Origin of the sequence: Caulobacter sp. AP07 (genome assembly GCF_000281955.1) — a bacterium.
In the GTDB taxonomy this organism is placed as follows: Bacteria; Pseudomonadota; Alphaproteobacteria; order Caulobacterales; family Caulobacteraceae; genus Caulobacter.
The window spans coordinates 1-17,784 of sequence record NZ_AKKF01000033.1 but is presented as its reverse complement, the minus strand read 5'-3'; the positions used below and the strand labels follow the sequence as shown (position 1 = coordinate 17,784).

The window sequence follows — 17,784 nt, the reverse complement described above, 5'->3', positions numbered from 1 at the left end:
TTGCCGCCCCGCTTCCTAGCTTGGTCGGCGACAAAGACGCTATCGACGTTGCTGGTGTCCAGTCCGAGCACGATCGGACCCACCGATCCTGCGGCGGGACGGGGAGTGTATTGATGCTGTCCTTGCGGCAAGGGCGCGGGCAAATCGACGACCCCGAACCTGTTCCCGGGCCTGGCGGTCCGACGGCGGAAGCGGCGATCAGGTGCGCTCAACGCGCGCAGAACACCGCGCCTGGGCTGCGCGCACCATAAAGCCCTGGCGAGCGATTTTCCAAGACGCTACCATATCGCGAATATTGCATGGGCATGTCGGGGGGCATGATGCCGAAACTAGTCATTTACAGCGCCGTCGCCGCGGCGGCCTTGGGTTTGGGCGGTTGTTCGACGGTGAGCATGGTCCCGCCGGCGCCCTCGGCGTTCTCGAACACCGCCAAGCAGTCGCAGGTCACCACCGTCACCCTGGCGATGGATCTGGCCAAGGCCCGCAAGGACGACTACGACGCCGCCGCCGACATGATCGCGCTCGGCGCCCAGGCCTACGATATTCCCCTGATCGGCGCCGGCATCGCGGGGGTCAACGCGGCCGCCTTTGGCGGACGTGAAAAACTGGCCAAACGCGCGGCTGTCTTCGCGACCGGCGTTCTGGCCACCCGGTCCTATTACGATCCCAAGAAGAAGCACGAGATCATGCTCGATGCGGCGTCGGCCCTGACCTGCGTGCGGCGCACAGCGTTCAAGCTCACCGCGGTGGATGGACAGATCGCCCAATGGAAGGCCGCCCAGGTCGCCTTGGGGGCCGGCGGCGGCGGTGAAATCGCCGACACCATCCGACGCCTGGCGCCGATCGCGATCTATGCGCACCTGGAGCTGTCCAGCGCGGTGACCGACGTCGACACGGCGGCGCGCAAGCGGCTGTTTTCGGGGGACGCGCCCAACCTCTCGGGCTTCGCCCAGATCTATCGCAGCCAGGTGATCAAGCTCAACGAAGAGACCACCCAGAACGGCGTCGCGGCGAACGCCGCCAGAAACACGCCCGCCGTCGCTCGGGCGGGCGAGGACTACAAGCACCTGGTGGCTGATCCCAATCTCAACAATGCGCTGACCAGCCTTTCGACGGATCTCCTGGCCTGTCAGTCGATCATTGGGGGAACCTAGTCCAACCGCCGCGCGGCCCAATGACTCAAGCAGAGGGAGACGCCCATGTCGCTCGTGGAAACCTGGGAGGCGGCCTGCATGGCCAATGAAAGCGGCCCCGACACCTGGAACGTCCTGTCGCGCGCGCCGATGGACGGGTGCGGGCTGAGCTTTGGCGTCAATCAGTTCGATCTTCACACCAACCAGACCGCCCGCTCGGCCCTGGGCAGGATCCTGCGCCGGGCCAAGGCGGCCGAGCCGGGCCTCGACATCACCGAGGCGCAGATCGCGACGATCGAAGCTGGCGGGCTTTCGGACGTGGCGGCCAGCATTGCTGACGACTCCCCGGCGGGCCAATTGATCAGGCCGGTCAACCAGGCCCTAGCGACGGAGGCCGGCAAGGCCGCCCTAAAAGCCGAAAGCGATACGGCGCTGATCAAAGACGTGACCGAGTTCGAGGCCTGGCGAGAGGGCTTGGTCGATGGTGAACTCGGCTCCAAGGCCTTGCTCAGGGCCAGCTTGGCGGCCCAGCTCCTGTGCTTGGATTTCTTCAACCTCTTTGGCCCGCCAACCAAGATCTCGGTGTTTCTGTGCGGCGGATCCGTGGCGCTGAACGACAAACAGAATCACCCAGAGCCTGTCGTCGCGCGAACGTCCCTGACCGACCTTCTTCGCTATCAGCTCGCCACCCGTCAGGGCTCGGGGCCAAGATCCGATCAGCAGCCGGAAATTCTTCGGCGAATGAACAACGTGCTGTTGCTGTCCCGACCGGCGACGGGATGGCCGCTTTGGCGCGACAAGGACAAGGCTTGGTTTCGAACCAAGCTGCGGCCGATCCTGGATACGCCAGGGGTGATCGCCGAACGCCGCGCCAATGGCCTCTATGGCGAACTCGTGCCCCTGACCAAGATCTAGCGCGGGCGCCTTTCCGCATCGCCAGCCGGCCATGACGGGCCGGCGCTCATCACGGATAGGCCGAGCGAACGCGTTCAGGAACGAAGGTGAGCTGGGTGGCCAGACCAAGGTCGCCTTACCGGAGATGTTCCGATGCCCGTTGATGGCGCGTGGCGGCCGAATCTTCGCGCGCCTCGTAGCGGATGTCCGCGCAGGGTGTTACAGGCCCGCCCGCAACGAGCTCAGAAATGCGAAACAGGCTGGCGATGATTCACCCAACCGCGACGTTCAAGGACAACCTTCGGCAATTGCCGACCGTCGATGGCGTGCAACGCATCGACCTCATGGACGCCACGGGCGCCGTGGTCGCCAGCATCGAAAATCAACCGGGTAAGCAAGGTTCGCTCGCCGTCTATCACTATCTGCGGCAGCGCTTCGAAACCTTGGATGCGAAAGCGGCCGAACACGGCTTGGACGTGTTCGCCGAGCACACGGCGGATGCGCGCAACCGCCCGGGCGCGCATCCGAATGTCGACCGTCTCCTTGCGATCGCCGCAGGCGGCGCCCCGCTGAGCATCGACGTCATCGCCGGCGACGGCTGACCTCGCCGCGGCGCGCCGACGGACCAACTTCACCGACGATCTCCAGGCGGCCTCGGGCCAGCGGTGAAGATCGCCAATGAGTCTCCTTCTGATTGCGATTGACGCCAATAGACGCTTAGGCTGTCATCCCTGACACAGGGGAGGGCGCGCCATGGACAAGGACTGCATCGACAGGCTGATCGCGCTGGGAAGCGATCCGGCCAGCATCCAGCGGATCCAGGACCTGGCCGCCCGGGAAATGAAGCGGGCGGGCCTGGGCTACACCCTGCACAACGCCTGCGCCGCCACCTTGAGCCAGTTCCTGATCGCCGCCGGCGTCAACGTGCCGGTGACCCTGGGCGCGGGCAAGCTCGCCGCCCGCCTGGGCCCGGGCGGCCGCGGCTGGGATCGCGTCGCGGTCGGCGGCCAACGGGCCGGCGACGTCGGCGTGACCGTCGACAACACCGCCCCGGCCGGCGCCGATCATATCTATCTGGTGGTCGAACGGGTCGACGCCGACGAGATGGTCATCGCCGACAACCAGGCGCCCAACCGCCACGCCCGGTTCGCCAGCGGCCAGGGCAAGACCCGGACCGACTATTTCCTCCGGGCCCCCGAAGCGCGCGGTTTCATCGCCATGGACCGACTGGCGGTCGACGACGCGGCCACCTATCCCGACCAGGACGAGGACAGCAACGACCTGCCCGAACCCTTCGCGGACGACGGCGGGCCAACGCCCGCCAACGTGAACGAGATCAGGGGGCGACGATGATCGGACTGATGCTGCTGCTGGCCCTGGCCGCCGCGCCCGAACCGGCGCCTCGGTGCGACATGGCGCCGGCCTTCAACCATCCCGACGACGACGGCGCCCGGACGACGGCGGTCTGGCGCGACGCCGGCAAGCCGTCCCTGCTGTTCGCCGACGTGCTGCACGTCAACACCGACGGGACCAAACGCTCCTACCGGGTCGACGACTTCTGGGGCGCCGCCACCGCCGTCAACAATCTCTGCAACGCCATGAGCGACAAGTGCGCGGGCCTGGACGAGCCGGGCCTGCGCGCCCGGCGCATCGCCACCCAGAACGCCAAGGCGGCCGGCTGGCCCAAGGCGGCCCTGGCCGCCACCCGCATCAGCCCGGCCATCATCCCGTTCAAGAACGGCAAGCCCTGCCCGGAGGTCGACGGCTACCTGGTCTCGGCCACCGCCCTCCACGCCGCCCAGGTCCCCGACGCCTGCGATCTTTCGGTCTATGTCGACGCCATGACCGTCCCGGCCGTGGTCGTCCCCGGCCGCGCCAGGAAGGGCGTGCCCAGTCCCTTCGAAAACCAGGGCGTTCGGGTCGGCGACCTGGCCGTGGTGCTGTCCGCAGACGGCCAGCGGCTGGTCTATGCCGTGGTCGGCGACACCGGGCCGGCCAAGGAAATCGGCGAGGGCTCCATCGCCCTGACCGGCGCCCTGCTGGGCAAGACCGCCGAGCCGGCCAACTATCGCGAGGTGCGCGGCAAGAGCCCCTATGTCGGCAAGGGCTGGGACGCCAGGGGCGCGGTGCTGATCTTTCCAGGCACCCGCTCGACGGCCGATCCCTACAGGACCCGGGCCCGCATCGACGCGGCCGCCGCCCAGGCCCTGGCCGCCTGGGGCGGGCCCGACCGCCTGAAGGCCTGCGCCAGCGCCTACAAGCCGCGATAGCCAGGGCGGCGCCGATCGATCCGCCGCCAGAGGACGGCTCTCCCCCCACGCCCCCGTCTTGCCATCCCGCGATCCCTCGTCCTAGACTCGCGACGCGTCGCTGAGAGCGCGGCGCCGAGGCGTGAGAACCTCGCTTGATAGAACCGCTCCGCGTCCGGTCGTCACCCGGCGCGGCCGGCGCGCCCGCGCCGCGGCGTCCATGACGCCGCGCGCCTTGCCGCTCAAGCCCTGGTCTCAGGACGACCCGACCCTCGTCGGGCGGCGCCTCTCGACGGAGGCGAGACATGGCCAGCGGCCAGACCATCGCAGGCGGGTTCGTGACGACCCCCGCCGCGCCAGCCAGCGGGGAGGGGGTCTGTTGACCGATCTCCTGATCGACCCTTACCCGCCGCAGGACAGCCGGTCCGAAGCGCCGAGCCGCCGCCTCGCCCAGGTCGAGGCGCTGTTTCGCAGCCACGGACCCTGGCTGGCGCGCGTCCTGGCCCGGCGAACCGACCGCGAGGAGGCCAAGGACCTGGTGCAGGAAGCCTTCCTGCGGCTGACCCGGGCGGCCGAGCATCAGGCGCTGGACAATCCGGAGGCCTATCTCAAGCGCATCGCCTGGAACCTGCTGCGCGACCGGGCCAAGAACGCCACCGGACGCATCGAGCGCGCCCACGCCCCGTTGCAGCCGGACCTGCACGCGGCCAACGACAGCGACCCCCACCAGGCCCTGGTCGAGCGCCAGACCCTGGCGCGCTACGAGGCCGCCGTGATGAGGCTCAAGCCCAAGACCCGGGAGATCTTCTTGCTTCACCGGCTCGACGGGCTCACCTACGCTCAGATCGCCAGGGATCTGGGCATGAGCGTGAGCGGGGTCGAAAAGCAGATGATCAAGGCCATCGCCCATCTCGACCGCGCCCTGAGCAAGGTTTGAGGACGCAACGGAGCATGACGTCGAGCGATCAGCAGGAGCGGCTGCGCCAGGAGGCGTCCCTGTGGTTCGCCCGCATGCGCGGCCCCGGGGCCGACGCCCACCGCGACGCCTTCGAGGCCTGGCGGTCGGTCGAGGCCAACGGGCAAGCCTATCGGCGCCTGGTCCAACGCTTCGAGGAGTCGGCGATCCTGGGCCATTCGCGCCTCAGCACGCTTCGCCTGACCAAGGCCCGGGCCGACCGAGGCCCGTCGCCGACGGCGAAGATCGCCCTGGCCCTGGCCGCCTGCCTCGTGGCCGGGGTCGGCGTGGCCACCTATGTCTGGCGCGGCCAGGCGCAGACCCGCTTCACCACGACCGTCGGCGAGATCCGCACCGTGGCCCTGGCCGACGGCGCGACCCTGATCCTCGACACCGACAGCGCCGCGAGCGCGGCGATCCGCGACGGGCGACAGGCCGTGCGGCTCGAGCGCGGCCGGGCCCGCATCGTCGCGGCCAAGGCCGATCTGGCCGTCCAGGCCGGGAAGGCGCGGTTCACCGCCAAGGACGCGACCTTTGACCTGGCCCTGGCCCCCCAGGACCAGATCGACGTCACCGTGCTGTCGGGCGCCCCGCGCCTGGCGCGCGGCGACCGGCGGCTCGCCGTCGGCCCCGCGCTGCCCGCCGGCCGCCTGGTCCGCCTGGGCCCGGACCTGACGACACGGACCGTCCAGCCCGCCTCGCGGGTCGAGGCCAGCTGGCCGTCGGGCCTGCGCGCCTTCGACCAGTCGCCGCTGTCGGAGGTGGCCGCCGTCGCCAACCGCTACAACACCCGCAAGATCCGCTTCGCCGACCCGTCCCTGGGAAGCTTGCGGGTCAGCGGCGCGTTTCGGGTCACCGGCGCCGAGGGCTTGGCCAAGGCCCTGGCCGCGGCCTTCGGCCTGAGCGTCGGGACCGCGCCCGGCGGCGACATCGTCCTGAGCCGCGCCGCCGCCTGAGACGGTCCCCAGACGGCTGCGTGACGATCGCATGAACTTTTTCGGGAGGTGTCCGGCCCCCGCCTCGTCTTTGCCCCCAAGAACCGCGCGAACCGCGCGCCTTGGGGGAAACCATGTTCTCGATCTCGACCCGCCGCCGCCTGCTCGCCAGCGCGGCGATCCTCGTCCTGACCCTGGCCGGCCAGGCCGCCGCCCAAAGCGCGCCCAACCAGAGCCCGTCCGGCCAAATCGCGGCGACCCAGACCAGGTCCGCGCCGGCCAGGCCCGCCCAGACCTACGACCTGAAGCCCCAGGACCTGGGCCAGGCCCTGTCGGCCGTGGCCCAGGCCAGCGGCCGCGAGGTCATCGCCCCCCAGACCCTGGTCAGCGGCCGGACCGCGCCGGCCCTCCAGGGCCGCTATACGGCCGACCAGGCCTTCGAGCGGTTGCTCGCCAATACGGGTCTTGCCCTGACGCCGGTCGGCGACAAGCTGGTGCTGCGCCAGGCTCCGGCCGGTCCGGCGCCGGGGGAGCCCCAAGCCGGCGACGCTGAGACCCTCTCGGAGCTCGTGGTCACCGGCACGCGGATCCGGGGCGCGGGGCCGGTGGGCGCCAACCTGATCTCCATCACCCGCCGGGAGATCGAGACCAGCGGCTACGGCACGACCCAGCAGATCGTCCAGGCCATCCCGCAGAACTTCGGCGGGGGTCCCAACGAGGCCACCCTGGGCTACAACAACCGCAACGGCGCCTACAACAACGCCGGCCTGGGCGCGTCGATCAACCTGCGCGGCCTCGGCGCCAACTCCACCCTGGTGCTTCTGAACGGCGCGCGGCCCGCCCTCGGCGGGGTCGCAGGCCTGTTCACCGACGTCTCCTTGATCCCGGCCTCCGCCCTGGACCACGTCGAGGTCCTGGCCGACGGGGCCTCGGCGCTCTACGGCTCGGACGCGGTGGGCGGGGTCGTCAACCTGGTCATGCGCGACCGCTTCGAGGGCCTGGAGACCCGCCTGCGCCTGGGGACCGCCGACGGCGACGCGCAGGAGGGCCAGGCGGGCGCCATCTGGGGCAAGACCTGGGACGGCGGACACGTCACCCTGGCCTACGAGTACTACCAGCGCGGCCGCCTCTCGGCCAATGACCGCCCCTTCGCCACCGAGGACCTGCGGGCCTTCGGCGGGGCCGACAATCGCCAGCCCTTCGGTGCCCCCGGCAATATCTTCGCCGGCGGCCAGTACTACGCTATTCCCTCGGGCCAGAACGGCGTCGGCCTGACCGTCGGGCAGTTGAAGTCCGGCCAGACCAACCGGTCCGACCAGCAACGCGACACCGACCTGCTGCCCCGTCAACGCCGGCACGTCGTCTATGGTTCGGCGCGCCAGGCGCTGGACGCCCGGACCGAGGTGTTCGGCCAGCTTCTGGCCGCCGACCGACGGTTCAATCGCCGCTATATCGGCAGCCTGGAGCGCACCACCAGCGTGCCGGTCACCAATCCGTTCTATCTCGACGTCCTGGGCACGCACCAGCCGGTCAGCGTGCGCTACGATTTCCGGGGCGATCTGGGAAAGCCGGTCAACAGCGGCGGGGCGCGCGCCGTCAACGCCACCGCCGGCGTCACCCGGTCTCTGGCCGACTGGTCGGCGACGCTGCAGGGCGGCTACGGCCGGCAGCGCGAGACCTGGCGCAATGACAACACCATCAACAGCCTGCGCCTGCGCGCGGCCCTGGCCGACCCCAATCGCGCCACCGCCTACAACGTCTTCGGCGATCCCGGCTCGACCCCTCGGGCGACGATCGACACGATCCGCGGCTACGACACCGGCCAGGGCGTCTACACGGTCTGGTCGGCCAGCCTGCGGGCCGACGGTCCCCTGCTTGATCTTCCCGCCGGCCCGCTGAAGGCGGCCGTCGGGGCCGAATGGCGGGCCGAGCGCTACCGGCAGAGCACGGTCACCGATCTGACGACCGCCGGGCCGGTGGCCGCCCAGACCCTGTTCCCCGGCCGGCGGCGGATCGCGGCGGCCTATGTCGAGGCGCGCGCGCTGCTGCTGTCGCCGTCCGCGCCGATCGGCCAGCTCGACCTGGCCCTCGCCGGGCGGGTCGAGCGCTACAGCGACGTCGGAACGACGCGCAATCCGAAGATCGGCCTGGACTGGCGGCCGCTGTCGTCCCTGACCCTGAAGGGCAGCTACGGCAAGTCGTTCCGCGCCCCCAGCTTCCAGGACCTGCAGGTCGGCCCGGGCCTGACCTTCTATCAGCCGGTGGCCTTGCCCGATCCAGCCTCGCCGACCGGCTCGACCCCGGTCCTGGCCCTGGTCGGCAATTCGCCGGACACCGGGCCGGAACGGGCGACGACCTGGTCCGGGACGATCGAGTACCGGCCGCCCGCCATCGACGGCCTGAAGCTGACGGCGAGCTACTTCAAGGTCGCCTACCGCGACCGCATCGCCAATGTGAACGCCAACGCCTTCAACCTGCTGATCGAGCGGGCGGTCTATGCCGGGGTCATCACCGACAATCCGCCCGCCGACGTCGTGGCCCGCTACTACGCCGCGCCCGAGCTCACCAACCCGTCGGCGATCCCGGCCGCCGCGATCAAGGCGATCGTCGATCTGCGCAACCGCAACCTCTCCCAGGTCGACGAGGACGGCGTGGATTTCGACCTCGACTACCGGCGGCCGGTCGGGGCGGGCGAGATCGGCCTGGGCCTTGGCGGCAGCTACATCTTCTCGGTCGACCAGCGGGTGACCGACGCCTCGCCCAGCGTCGACGTCGTCGGGACGGTCGGCAATCCCAACAGCCTGCGGCTTCGCGGCCGGCTCAACTGGACCCAGGGAGCATGGTCGACGACCGTGGCGGTCAACCACATCGACGGCTACCGCAACCAGATCCCGATCCCGGCCCGGGCGGTGAAGGCCTGGACGACCGCCGACCTGCAACTGGCCTGGCTGGCGCCCAAGGACGCCGGCCGGCTGGCCGGCCTCAAGGTCGCCCTGTCGGTCAGCAATCTCTTCGATCGCGATCCGCCGTTCGCGGAGATCCGGTCGGTGACCTCGGCGGTCGGCTATGACGGCGAGAAGGCCAGCCCGGTCGGCCGCCTGGTCGCCCTGGAACTGGTGCGCGCGTGGTGAGGGCGATCTGGCTCCTGGCGCTGCTGTGGCTCGCGCCCTTGCAGGCGCGCGCCGCGCCGACGGTCCAGGACCTGATCGAGCTGACGGATCTTTCGGGCCCGGCGATCTCGCCCGACGGGGCCTGGGTCGCCTATCGCGGCGGCAGGGCGGATCTGCGCGGCAATCGCTACGTCCTGAGCTGGTACGTCGCCCCGCTCGACAGGCCCGGCCGGCCTCGCCGGGTCGCCGATGGCGGCTACGCCCTGTGGACCGCGTCGGGGACACCGGTCGTCGAGGCGCCCGTCTGGTCCGCCGACTCCCGGCGGCTCTACTTCCGGGCCCTGGGGGAGGGCGGGGTGCAGGTCTGGCGGACGGGGCTCGACAGCGCCCCGCCCGAGCCGGTCACCCACGACCAGGCCGATGTCGAGCGCTACGCGATCGCCAACGGCCGGCTGACCTACGAGGTCGGCCCCACCCGGGCCGAGATCCGCGCGGCGGAGGCGGACGACTACGACAACGGCGTCCTGATCGACGAGACGGTGGACCCGGCCCAGAGCCTGTTCGGCGCGATCGACATCAACGGCCGCCTGGCCAGCCAGCGCTTTTCGGGACCGTGGTTCGGACGGGCCGGCCGGCTGGGGGCGCGTCCGCCGCAACGCCGGGCGATCGACCTGGCGACCTTGTCGCCCGTGGACGTCCAGGACCCTGCCGCCGAGACCGCCACCAGCGTGGCGAGCCATGGCGTGCTGGTCACCCAGACCCCAGGCGAGGCCGGGCAGGGGGCGATCCGCATGACGGTCGGCAATGCGGTGACGACGCTGGAGGTCCAGGACGCCGAGGGCCGATGGCGAACCTGCCAGCTCCAGGCCTGCCGCGCGGGCCGGGTGCTCGCCGCCGCCTGGCGGCCCGGGCGGCCGGAGGTGGTGTTCACCGTTCGCGATTCAGACGCGCGCTACGCCCTCTGGGCGTGGGCGCCGCGATCGGACGCCGCGCGCCGGATCGCCGTGATCGACGGCGCCCTGGGCGGCGGCGGGTCGCGGCAGCCTTGCGCGGTCGGGGCGCGACGGGCCGTCTGCGTGGTCTCCGAGCCGCTCGCCCCGCCGCGCCTGGAGGCCTTCGATCTCGACGGGCGGGCGCGCACGGTGCTGGACGCGCCGAACGCCGATCTGGCCGCCCCGGCCGGTCTGATGGTCGAGCGGCTGTCCTGGACCGACGATCGCGGCCAGACCTTCCTCGGGCGCCTGGTCACCGCGGCTGGCGCCCCAGGGCGCGCGCCGCTGTTCATTCACTACTACAACTGCGACGGCTACCTGCGCGGCGGCACCGGCGACGAATGGCCGTTCGCCCTGATCGCCCAGGCCGGCATCGCGGCGCTGTGCGTCAACTACCCGACCCCGCCCTCGGACCGGCAGGACGCGGTCGCCGAGTACGACACCGCCGAGCACGGTCTTCGCGCCGTCATCGACCTGCTCGACCGCCGAGGCCTGATCGACCCCAAGCGCGTCGGCATGGGCGGCTTGAGCTTCGGCAGCGAGGTCGCCTACTGGACGGCCATGAAGTCCGACCTGCTCGCGGCGATGTCGGTGACCTCGGTGCAGCTGGAGCCGACCTATTACTGGATCAACGGCTTTCGGGGCCGGGACGTCCACGACAACCTGCGCAAGGTCTGGGGCCTGGGCGCGCCCGACGAGACGCCTGAGCGCTGGAAGCTGATCTCGCCGGCCCTCAACACGGGCAAGATCAAGGCCGCGGTGCTGATGCAGATGCCCGAACAGGAATACCGGCCGACCATCGAACTGATCTCCAGGCTCTCGAACACCACCACCCCGTTCGAACTGCACGTCTTCGCCAACGAGCCCCACATCCTCGTCCAGCCGCGCCATCGCCAGGCCGCCTATGTCCGCAACATCGACTGGTTCCGCTTCTGGCTGCAGGGTTACGTGGACCCCGCGCCCGGCAAGGCCGACCAGTACCGGCGATGGAAGGCGCTCGCGGCCCGCCGGGACGGCGCGGCGGGCGCGCCCTAGTTCCGCGGGCCCTTCCGGGGCCCTAGTCCGGAGCCCAGGTGCGGGCCCAGGCCTCGACATCGGCCAGTTGCAGCAGCCGAAAGAGCGTCTTCCCGGACGCTCCGCCCGGATTGGCCAGGACGGCGCGCACCGCCGCCGCGTCGATCAGGCCGGCGCGGTCCAGGCGCCCGCCGAGCAACTGGTCGGCCAGCGGCCCTAGATTGTCCTCGAACACCGCCGCGACGAAGGCGTTCAGGCCGCCCTTGGAGCGGCGGCGGACAACCGTCTCGGGAAGAGGGCCGTCGAAGGCGTCCCGCGCCATCGCCCGGTTCTGGCCGTCGGCGATCCACAGCCAGGTCGGGATCCGCAGGCACAGCTCGACGATCGGCTGCGACAGCAGGGGAAAGACCACGGGCCCCTGGGCGGCGTGCGCGTAGCGGTCCAGATAGGCCTGGGCGAGCAGCAGGCTTCGAATGTGGTCGTGCTTGCCCGGCAAGGCGCCGGTCGGCGCGGTCATCCACGGATGGTGCGGCGGCCGGGCCGGCGCGCGGCCTGGCGCGAGAAAGCTGGCGTCGGCCGGCAGGCGGCCCATCGCGCCGGACCGGAACGCCTTTCGCAAGGCCAGCTGGCCCGCCGTCCAGGGGGTGCAGGCATGAAGACGGCTGAGATCATCGAGCGCCTTGAAGAACCTGGGGCCCGGGCCGGCCGTCAGCAAGGCGTCCGAGGCCGGCGCCGCCGAGGACAGCGAGCAGAACACGTTGTCGCCGCCCAGGCCGCTGAAGAAGGCCTCGGCGCCGACGGCGCGGGCGGTCTCGACGAAGGCGGTTTCGATCGGCCGCAGCAGGGCGTGGGCGCCGGGCCGCGGGAGCCGGCCGACCCGGGCTTGGCGAACATCGACGCCCCGCGCGAACACCGCTCGCTCGTGCAGGCGGTGGCCCTGCGCCGCCAGGCGCGCGAAGCCCCGCTCGTCGCCCTCGGCCGTCGGGGTGACGATGTTGACGCAATCCACCGAGCGTCCGGCCAGCCGCAGGCTGGCGGCGATGATCGAGGAGTCCAGACCGCCGGACAGCTCCAGCAGGATGGTCGAATATTCGCCGGCCCAGGCGGCGACACAGGCCGCCACCGTCGTCCGCAGAGCCTCGGTCGCGGCGGGGCGATCGGTCAGCGCCGCCCCGGGCGCGGCGAAACGCCAAGGCGACCAGGACAGCCAAGCGCCCTCGGGCCCGCCGAGCCGGATGCGCAGGCTCTGGCCCGGAAGCAGCTCGCGCACCTGCTCCAGGCCGGTGCGTTCGGCGCGAACCTGCGGATAGGCGATCATGTCGGCGACCGCCGGCCAATCGACCCGCGGGGCCGGCCCGCCCAGATCGAGGAGAACCTCCAGACTTGATCCGACCACGGTCAGTCCGTCCCGCGCGATCCAATAGGCCGGCGCCGCGCCGGAGGGATCGCGCAGGACCTCGACATGGTCGGCCTGATCGAGGACGGCGACATAGCCGCCCCAGAACGCTTCAAGCAGGCGCCGCCCCTTGTCCCCGCCGGCCCGCGAGCGGCCGCCGTCCAGGCGCGGGAACACCGCGCCGATCGCCAGCGCGCCACGCTCGACCTCCCAGACCCGGCTGCCGGGCGGGGTCAGCAGAACCCAGCCGAGCCCCTCGGCGCGGGACGACCAGGCCGCAAGACCGGCCGACAGGCGTTGGGCCTCGACGCGCCGCTCGGGCGACCAGGCGATGAGCAGGAAGCGGCGGCGCATCAGACCACCAGGATCGGCGCGCGGCCGACCAGGTTGTCGAGTTCGTCATTGAGGGCCAAGCCGTCGGCCTGAAGCCAGCAGTGGGCGCTGAACGGCCGGGGAATGACGCCGAAGACCAGGTCGGCGTCCAAGCCTCGACGGTTCAGAAAATCCAGCAGGGCCACCGAGTCCAGGAGACAGACCGGCCGGATCGGAACCAGGCGGCGAGCCGCGAGAAAGGCCAGGCTGGCCGACCGCGCCGTCTCGGGCGCGCGCGAGGCCTCGGCCCGCCCCGGGCGCGTGGCCAGGGCGGCCAGCGTCTGGGCGAAACCGCGACGCAGAAGCGCCCGGGCGCGAAGCAGGGACGCCGCGACCTCCAACGTCGTGGTCAGGCGCGCCCTGGCCGAACCGTCGTCCAGGTCCACAGCCGAGGCGGCGACAGGAACCGCGGCCCGACGCTCGGGACGATCACGGTCCAAGGCGGGTTCGAGCACGCCCAGGCCGATCAGGCGATCCAGGTCGTCGCCGCCGCGCGGCGCGCCCGAAAGCGCCGCCAGGAACGTCGCCTCCAGACCGATCGGCAGCCTGAAGTAGCGATCGTTGTCGATATCCAGGAAGACGGCGGCGTCCTGGGTAACGACATAGGCCAGCCGGGCGGGAACGCTGAGCATGGGGGGCGAGGCGAAGCGGCGGGGCCGCTCCGCCGGTGCTCAGTCTTCGGTGATGCCGAAGGGCGCACGGCCGATGCCGACCTCCGAGGTCGGCATGTCCGGACCTTGGGTCTCGTCGCTGGCGCGCCCCAGCTCGACCAGCTCTTCGGTTTGGTTTTCGACCTGCCGCATGGCGGTCTCCTTGCTCATGGCCCAGGGCTCATGGCCCAGGCGGGCCGTCGGCGGTTGCAACCGGGTTGCCGACGGAGGCGCCAAGCGCGGCGCCCCCGTCGCGACGCTCAGTCCTCGGTGATGCCGGCCGGCTGCCGGCCGATGCCGACTTCCGAGGTCGGCAGATCGGCGCCCTTGGTCTCGACGCTGGCCGCGCCCAGTTCGATCAGGTCGTCGATGCGGTGTTCGGTCCGTTCCATGACGGTCTCCTCATCCAGTCGTCACGCCTGCCGTGACGGTTGAACGATGCGACCTCAGATGGAGAACACGCAGAAGATAACGCCAGGATTTTACGAAAATTCGCCGCCGCCGACGGCCGAGCGGCGTGCGTCGGCGCTCAGTCCAGCCGATCGAACCTCAAGCGCATCGTCAGGTCCTCGAGCTCCACGCCCTTGGCCGCGCAGAAGACGGCGATCGCCGTCCATTCCAGCAACTCGGACGGGTCGCCGAGCGACAGGTAATATTGCCGATGGTCGAGCTCGTCGATGTCGCCCAGACCGTGGCGTTCGAGCGCGTCGCCCAGGCGTTTCACCCGCGCCGCGGAGATGCCGTGACTGGAGGCGAATTCCTCGGCGTGGACGGTCACCGAGCGATGGGATTCCGCCCGCCCGCCGACCCTGACGCCCCGCCGGATCGCCGCGGTCAGCAGCTTACGGTCATCGTCGGGGAGATTTCGCAGTTTTTCCAGATAGGCGCCGGCGTCGGCGATCGCCTCCTGGCGATCGCCCGGCGACATGCCCCCGAAATGGGCGCCCAGGGCCATCAGGGTCCTGGGCGCCGCCGGGTCCAGGGCGTCGGCCTGATCGCGGTACTGCGCCTCGAACCGCAGGCTGAGCGTGTCGCCGATCTCCGAAAGGCGCGCTTCGTGGTCGCGCTTGATCGTCTCGAGCCGCTTGGCGGGGTAGTTGGCGACCTCGCCGTCGATCTGGCGGTGATGCACCGCGCACATCAGCACCAGGTTGGCCTCGCCGCGACGCGACTCGTTGGTCATCGTGTCGTCGAAGCGCGGCCCCTCTTCCTCGGCCGCGCGAATGTGGCAGATGTCGCCGATCATCGTCCCGGCGCTGTTGATCAGGACCTTGTCGCAATTGGGATGGGCGCACTGGTTTCCGGATTTGAGATAGAGCGCGCGCAGGGTCTTGGGCTTGGGGGTCAGGCGTTTGACGGTCTGGGCCAAGGTGAAACATCCTGCGGTTAGCCAAGCTCGACCACCAGATAGGCGGTTTGATCGGCCCCGGCCAGACCGGCCGCGACCTTCAGCGGCGCTCGCGGTCGCCAAGACCGTGAAGGTGGCGCGCCACGGCCGGCGCCAGGCGCAGGCGCTTGCGGTGATAGCCGACGATCGCCGCCCTCAGGCCCCGCGGCCCTTCCGCGTCCATGAGCCCGCCCAGTTGGAGGATCTCCTCGACGAAGTCGGGCGCCAGCGCCCGCTCGGCCCGCCTGGCGCGGTGCAGCCGATCATTGGCGCCGGCCACGGCCCATTCCAGTTCGAGGTTGCCGCAATGGGCGGCCAGGGCGGCGAACACCGCCTCCAGATAGGGGATCGGCGAGGTCCGCGGATCGATGTCCAGGGCCTGGGGCCAGGCCGCGCCCGCCGGCGCGGCGCGGATCGCGTTGACCAGGAGGGCGGCGTTCCATCGATAGAGGTCGGCCAGCCCGGGCTCGGTGACCCTCGGCGCGGAGAAGCCTTCGCCCTGGTGGCTGACCAGCAGGCGCTCGCCGGCCAGGCGATGCAAGGCCGCGCGCACCGGCGTGGCGCTGGCCCCGAACCGGCGGGAGAGGTCGGCGACCTCGATCCGGTCGCCCGGACGGTGATCGCTCTCGGCCAGCAGATAGGCCTTTATGGCGCTATAGATGCGCTCGCCGGTGCCCGCGCGTTCGATCATGGCCGCTCCCTTCAGCGATACGGTCCGGCCGGGCGGCCCTGGACCGGGCGCGCGCCCGTCGCATCGGCGCATCGGACGCCGCTCCGTCGTCAGATCATCACCAGATCGGCCTCGCGATCCATTCCAGAGAAATCCAGGGGCGGCGGCGGCCCCTGTCGAGGCCATGTCGCAACCGCCGGGTTGGGCCGCGCCAATGCGTTCAGCCTCTAGGCGCGCCCGCCGGATAAAAGGGTCCGCCTGGGCTGGCGATGACGCCAAGGCCGCCGGCGCCGGTCGCCATCGTCGCCTTCCAGGGTGATGGAGCCGGGCCTCAAAGCCTCTACCGTTTCGGGCTGGAGGCGCGCGATGACATCGGAACATGCGACGGCGGACCCCTGGCCCCAGATCGGCGATCTGCTGGTCAATCATGACGGCGGGCGCCCCGATCCGACCGCGGCGCTGGCGGGACAGGAGGTCCAGCTTCGCGTCGACGGCGGAGAAACCCTCGTCCTGACCTTCCTGGACGCCGGCCTGCTGCGCTGGTCACGGGCCGGACGCCTCGTCCAATCCCAGCCCTATGCGGCGTTCGAGATCCGCCCCGACGGCTTTTTCATCGACTTCGTCGATGTGGAAAACGAAACGAGGACCTGCTGCGTCTGGCTCGACCTGCGGGCCGTGCGCGCGGTGATCATAGACGGATCGGTCGAGGATCGAACCTTCGAGCGAACCGATCTGTTGTCGCGGGCGCGGCTGTCGGGCTCCCAGAGCCTGGCGCGGGCGGCGGTCCGCGGCGCCGCGCTCCAACCGGAAGGGGAGATCCCGTCCTTCCCGCCCGGCGCGGCGCTCCTGGGACGCTTCCTGCGCTACGTCTACAGCGCCACCCATGTCTATGATCACTACTATGTCAGCCCGCGCTACTTTCACTGGTACTGCTGGAAGGGACCGGATGCGGGTCTTGGCGAACTGGACGAGGTGCAATGCGTCGAACTGGCCGAGGAGCTGTTTCTGGTCTGCTGGACCGAGAAGCTGCTGCCCTGCCTGGCGGTCACCATCGAGGACCATCGGGCCATGACCTCGATCGGCAAGATCTTCGGGGCCGACAGCGACACCTGGAAGACCGGCAACGCCACGGTGGGCGCGCGCATGACCCGGCTGGCCGACATCCCCAGTCCCGGCTCCGCCGACTGACGTGACCCGATCATGGCCAAGTACGATCCGTTGACGCGCTATCTCAAACGTCGCTCGTCGCCGATCGTGGAACTGAGCTTCCCCGAGATCGAGCGGCTGATCGGGGCCATGCTGCCCAAGCGCGCGCGCCAGCAAGTCTGGTGGTCCTCGACCGACGACGCCCAACCGCAGATCGCCGCCTGGACCGCGGCGCGATATCGCGCCCGGCTCATCGACGGCGCCGAACGCGTCCGTTTCGAGCGCCCTTAGGACGTCCGATCCCGGCGCCCCGGGACCTCGCCCGCGTCACGCCTCGGCCTCAGCCGGGCGCCAGACGCGCCGCGCGCCAGGCCCGCGGCGTCAGGCCCGTCGCCTGGCGAAACATCCGGCTGAAATGGGAAGGGTTGTCATAGCCCAGGGTGAAGGCGATCTCGGCCATGCCCAGCATGGTGTAGAGCAGCAGGCGCTGGGCCTCGACGACGGCGCGGGCCTGCATGGCCTGGGAGACGCTGGCGCCCAGGCCGTCGCGGGTCGCGGCGTTGAGAAGATAGGGGGTCGCGCCCAGGGCGTCGGCATAGTCGGCCACCGTCCAGCGCCGGCGAAAGTTCTCGTCCAGCAGGGTCAGGAACCGCGCGAGCAGCGCCGCGCTGGCCGGACGCGCCCGGGCGTCTCCGGCGTCGGCCAGGCGCGCGGCGGCGATCAGGATCAGACGGACCTGCGCGGCGATGGCGTCGGTCTGGGCCAGGGACGGAAACCGATACTCCTCCTCGATCTCGGCGAAGCGCCGCGCCAGCCGCTCGGCGACCGGCGCCGCCAGGGCCAGAAGCATCGGCCGGCGGAAGACCGCCGCCACCGGCTCC

18 protein-coding genes are annotated in these 17,784 nt (G+C 70.8%); 11 read left to right on the top strand and 7 right to left on the bottom strand.

All coding sequences use genetic code 11. From position 1 onward, the window contains the following. The first annotated feature begins 392 nt into the window (after window positions 1-392). The 9 genes from PMI01_RS03025 to PMI01_RS02985 all read left to right on the top strand — a co-directional run bounded on the left by PMI01_RS03025 (window position 393) and on the right by PMI01_RS02985 (window position 11,303). Entirely contained in the window at window positions 393-1,154 is a 762-nt protein-coding gene (locus PMI01_RS03025) for a hypothetical protein (protein ID WP_035034210.1), read from the top strand. 45 nt (window positions 1,155-1,199) lie between these two features. Then, on the top strand, window positions 1,200-2,048 hold the full coding sequence (locus tag PMI01_RS03020) for a hypothetical protein (protein ID WP_007662818.1): 849 nt from the start codon (window positions 1,200-1,202) through the stop codon (window positions 2,046-2,048). 227 nt (window positions 2,049-2,275) lie between these two features. Further along, the gene (locus PMI01_RS03015; RefSeq protein WP_202948066.1) at window positions 2,276-2,629 is read left to right on the top strand and encodes a DUF2322 family protein; all 354 of its coding nucleotides are present in this window, start codon (window positions 2,276-2,278) and stop codon (window positions 2,627-2,629) included. Window positions 2,630-2,780: 151 nt separating this feature from the next. Continuing rightward, window positions 2,781-3,380, top strand: a complete 600-nt coding sequence (locus PMI01_RS03010) for a hypothetical protein (RefSeq protein ID WP_007662816.1) — start codon at window positions 2,781-2,783, stop codon at window positions 3,378-3,380. Beyond that, complete coding sequence (locus PMI01_RS25960; protein WP_007662814.1) at window positions 3,377-4,297, top strand: Fungal chitosanase; 921 nt, start codon at window positions 3,377-3,379, stop codon at window positions 4,295-4,297. Before PMI01_RS03010 ends, PMI01_RS25960 begins: the two co-directional genes overlap by 4 nt. 358 nt (window positions 4,298-4,655) lie before the next feature. Then, window positions 4,656-5,213, top strand: coding sequence for an RNA polymerase sigma factor (locus tag PMI01_RS03000; protein ID WP_007662812.1), 558 nt, complete (start codon window positions 4,656-4,658; stop codon window positions 5,211-5,213). A gap of 14 nt (window positions 5,214-5,227) precedes the next feature. Beyond that, a complete protein-coding gene (locus PMI01_RS25955; RefSeq protein WP_007662811.1) occupies window positions 5,228-6,187 on the top strand; it encodes a FecR family protein in 960 nt (319 codons plus the stop codon). Between the two features lie 113 nt (window positions 6,188-6,300). After that, a complete protein-coding gene (locus tag PMI01_RS02990) occupies window positions 6,301-9,297 on the top strand; it encodes a TonB-dependent receptor (RefSeq protein ID WP_007662809.1) in 2,997 nt (998 codons plus the stop codon). After that, window positions 9,291-11,303 carry an Atxe2 family lasso peptide isopeptidase gene (locus tag PMI01_RS02985; RefSeq protein WP_051989883.1) on the top strand — a complete coding sequence of 671 codons (2,013 nt, stop codon included), beginning with the start codon at window positions 9,291-9,293 and terminating at the stop codon, window positions 11,301-11,303. The genes PMI01_RS02990 and PMI01_RS02985 overlap by 7 nt, the downstream gene beginning before the upstream one ends. Before the next feature lie 22 nt (window positions 11,304-11,325). Here PMI01_RS02985 and PMI01_RS02980 read toward each other — a convergent pair whose 3' ends face one another. The 6 genes from PMI01_RS02980 to PMI01_RS02965 form a co-directional block, all read right to left on the bottom strand. Continuing rightward, window positions 11,326-13,032 carry an asparagine synthase-related protein gene (locus PMI01_RS02980; RefSeq protein WP_007662805.1) on the bottom strand — a complete coding sequence of 569 codons (1,707 nt, stop codon included), beginning with the start codon at window positions 13,030-13,032 and terminating at the stop codon, window positions 11,326-11,328. Continuing rightward, window positions 13,032-13,682, bottom strand: coding sequence for a lasso peptide biosynthesis B2 protein (locus tag PMI01_RS02975; protein ID WP_007662803.1), 651 nt, complete (start codon window positions 13,680-13,682; stop codon window positions 13,032-13,034). The genes PMI01_RS02980 and PMI01_RS02975 overlap by 1 nt, the downstream gene beginning before the upstream one ends. Window positions 13,683-13,721: 39 nt before the next feature. Continuing rightward, window positions 13,722-13,871 (bottom strand): benenodin family lasso peptide, encoded by a 150-nt coding sequence (locus tag PMI01_RS26915; RefSeq protein ID WP_007662801.1) that lies wholly within the window; start codon window positions 13,869-13,871, stop codon window positions 13,722-13,724. A gap of 89 nt (window positions 13,872-13,960) precedes the next feature. Further along, a complete protein-coding gene (locus PMI01_RS26910) occupies window positions 13,961-14,092 on the bottom strand; it encodes a benenodin family lasso peptide (protein WP_007662799.1) in 132 nt (43 codons plus the stop codon). Between the two features lie 137 nt (window positions 14,093-14,229). Further along, the gene (locus tag PMI01_RS25950; protein ID WP_007662796.1) at window positions 14,230-15,069 is read right to left on the bottom strand and encodes a hypothetical protein; all 840 of its coding nucleotides are present in this window, start codon (window positions 15,067-15,069) and stop codon (window positions 14,230-14,232) included. A gap of 79 nt (window positions 15,070-15,148) precedes the next feature. Continuing rightward, a complete protein-coding gene (locus tag PMI01_RS02965) occupies window positions 15,149-15,778 on the bottom strand; it encodes a GntR family transcriptional regulator (protein ID WP_007662795.1) in 630 nt (209 codons plus the stop codon). Between the two features lie 345 nt (window positions 15,779-16,123). Here PMI01_RS02965 and PMI01_RS02960 point away from each other — a divergent pair, with 345 nt between their 5' ends. Both PMI01_RS02960 and PMI01_RS02955 read left to right on the top strand, forming a co-directional pair. Further along, entirely contained in the window at window positions 16,124-16,945 is an 822-nt protein-coding gene (locus PMI01_RS02960; RefSeq protein ID WP_007662793.1) for a MoaF C-terminal domain-containing protein, read from the top strand. Between the two features lie 12 nt (window positions 16,946-16,957). Further along, entirely contained in the window at window positions 16,958-17,194 is a 237-nt protein-coding gene (locus tag PMI01_RS02955) for a DUF7662 domain-containing protein (protein ID WP_007662792.1), read from the top strand. 49 nt (window positions 17,195-17,243) lie between these two features. Here the strand turns inward: PMI01_RS02955 and PMI01_RS25945 are convergent. After that, the coding region (locus PMI01_RS25945) for a helix-turn-helix transcriptional regulator (protein WP_007662790.1) at window positions 17,244-17,784 on the bottom strand (541 nt) is incomplete at its 5' end.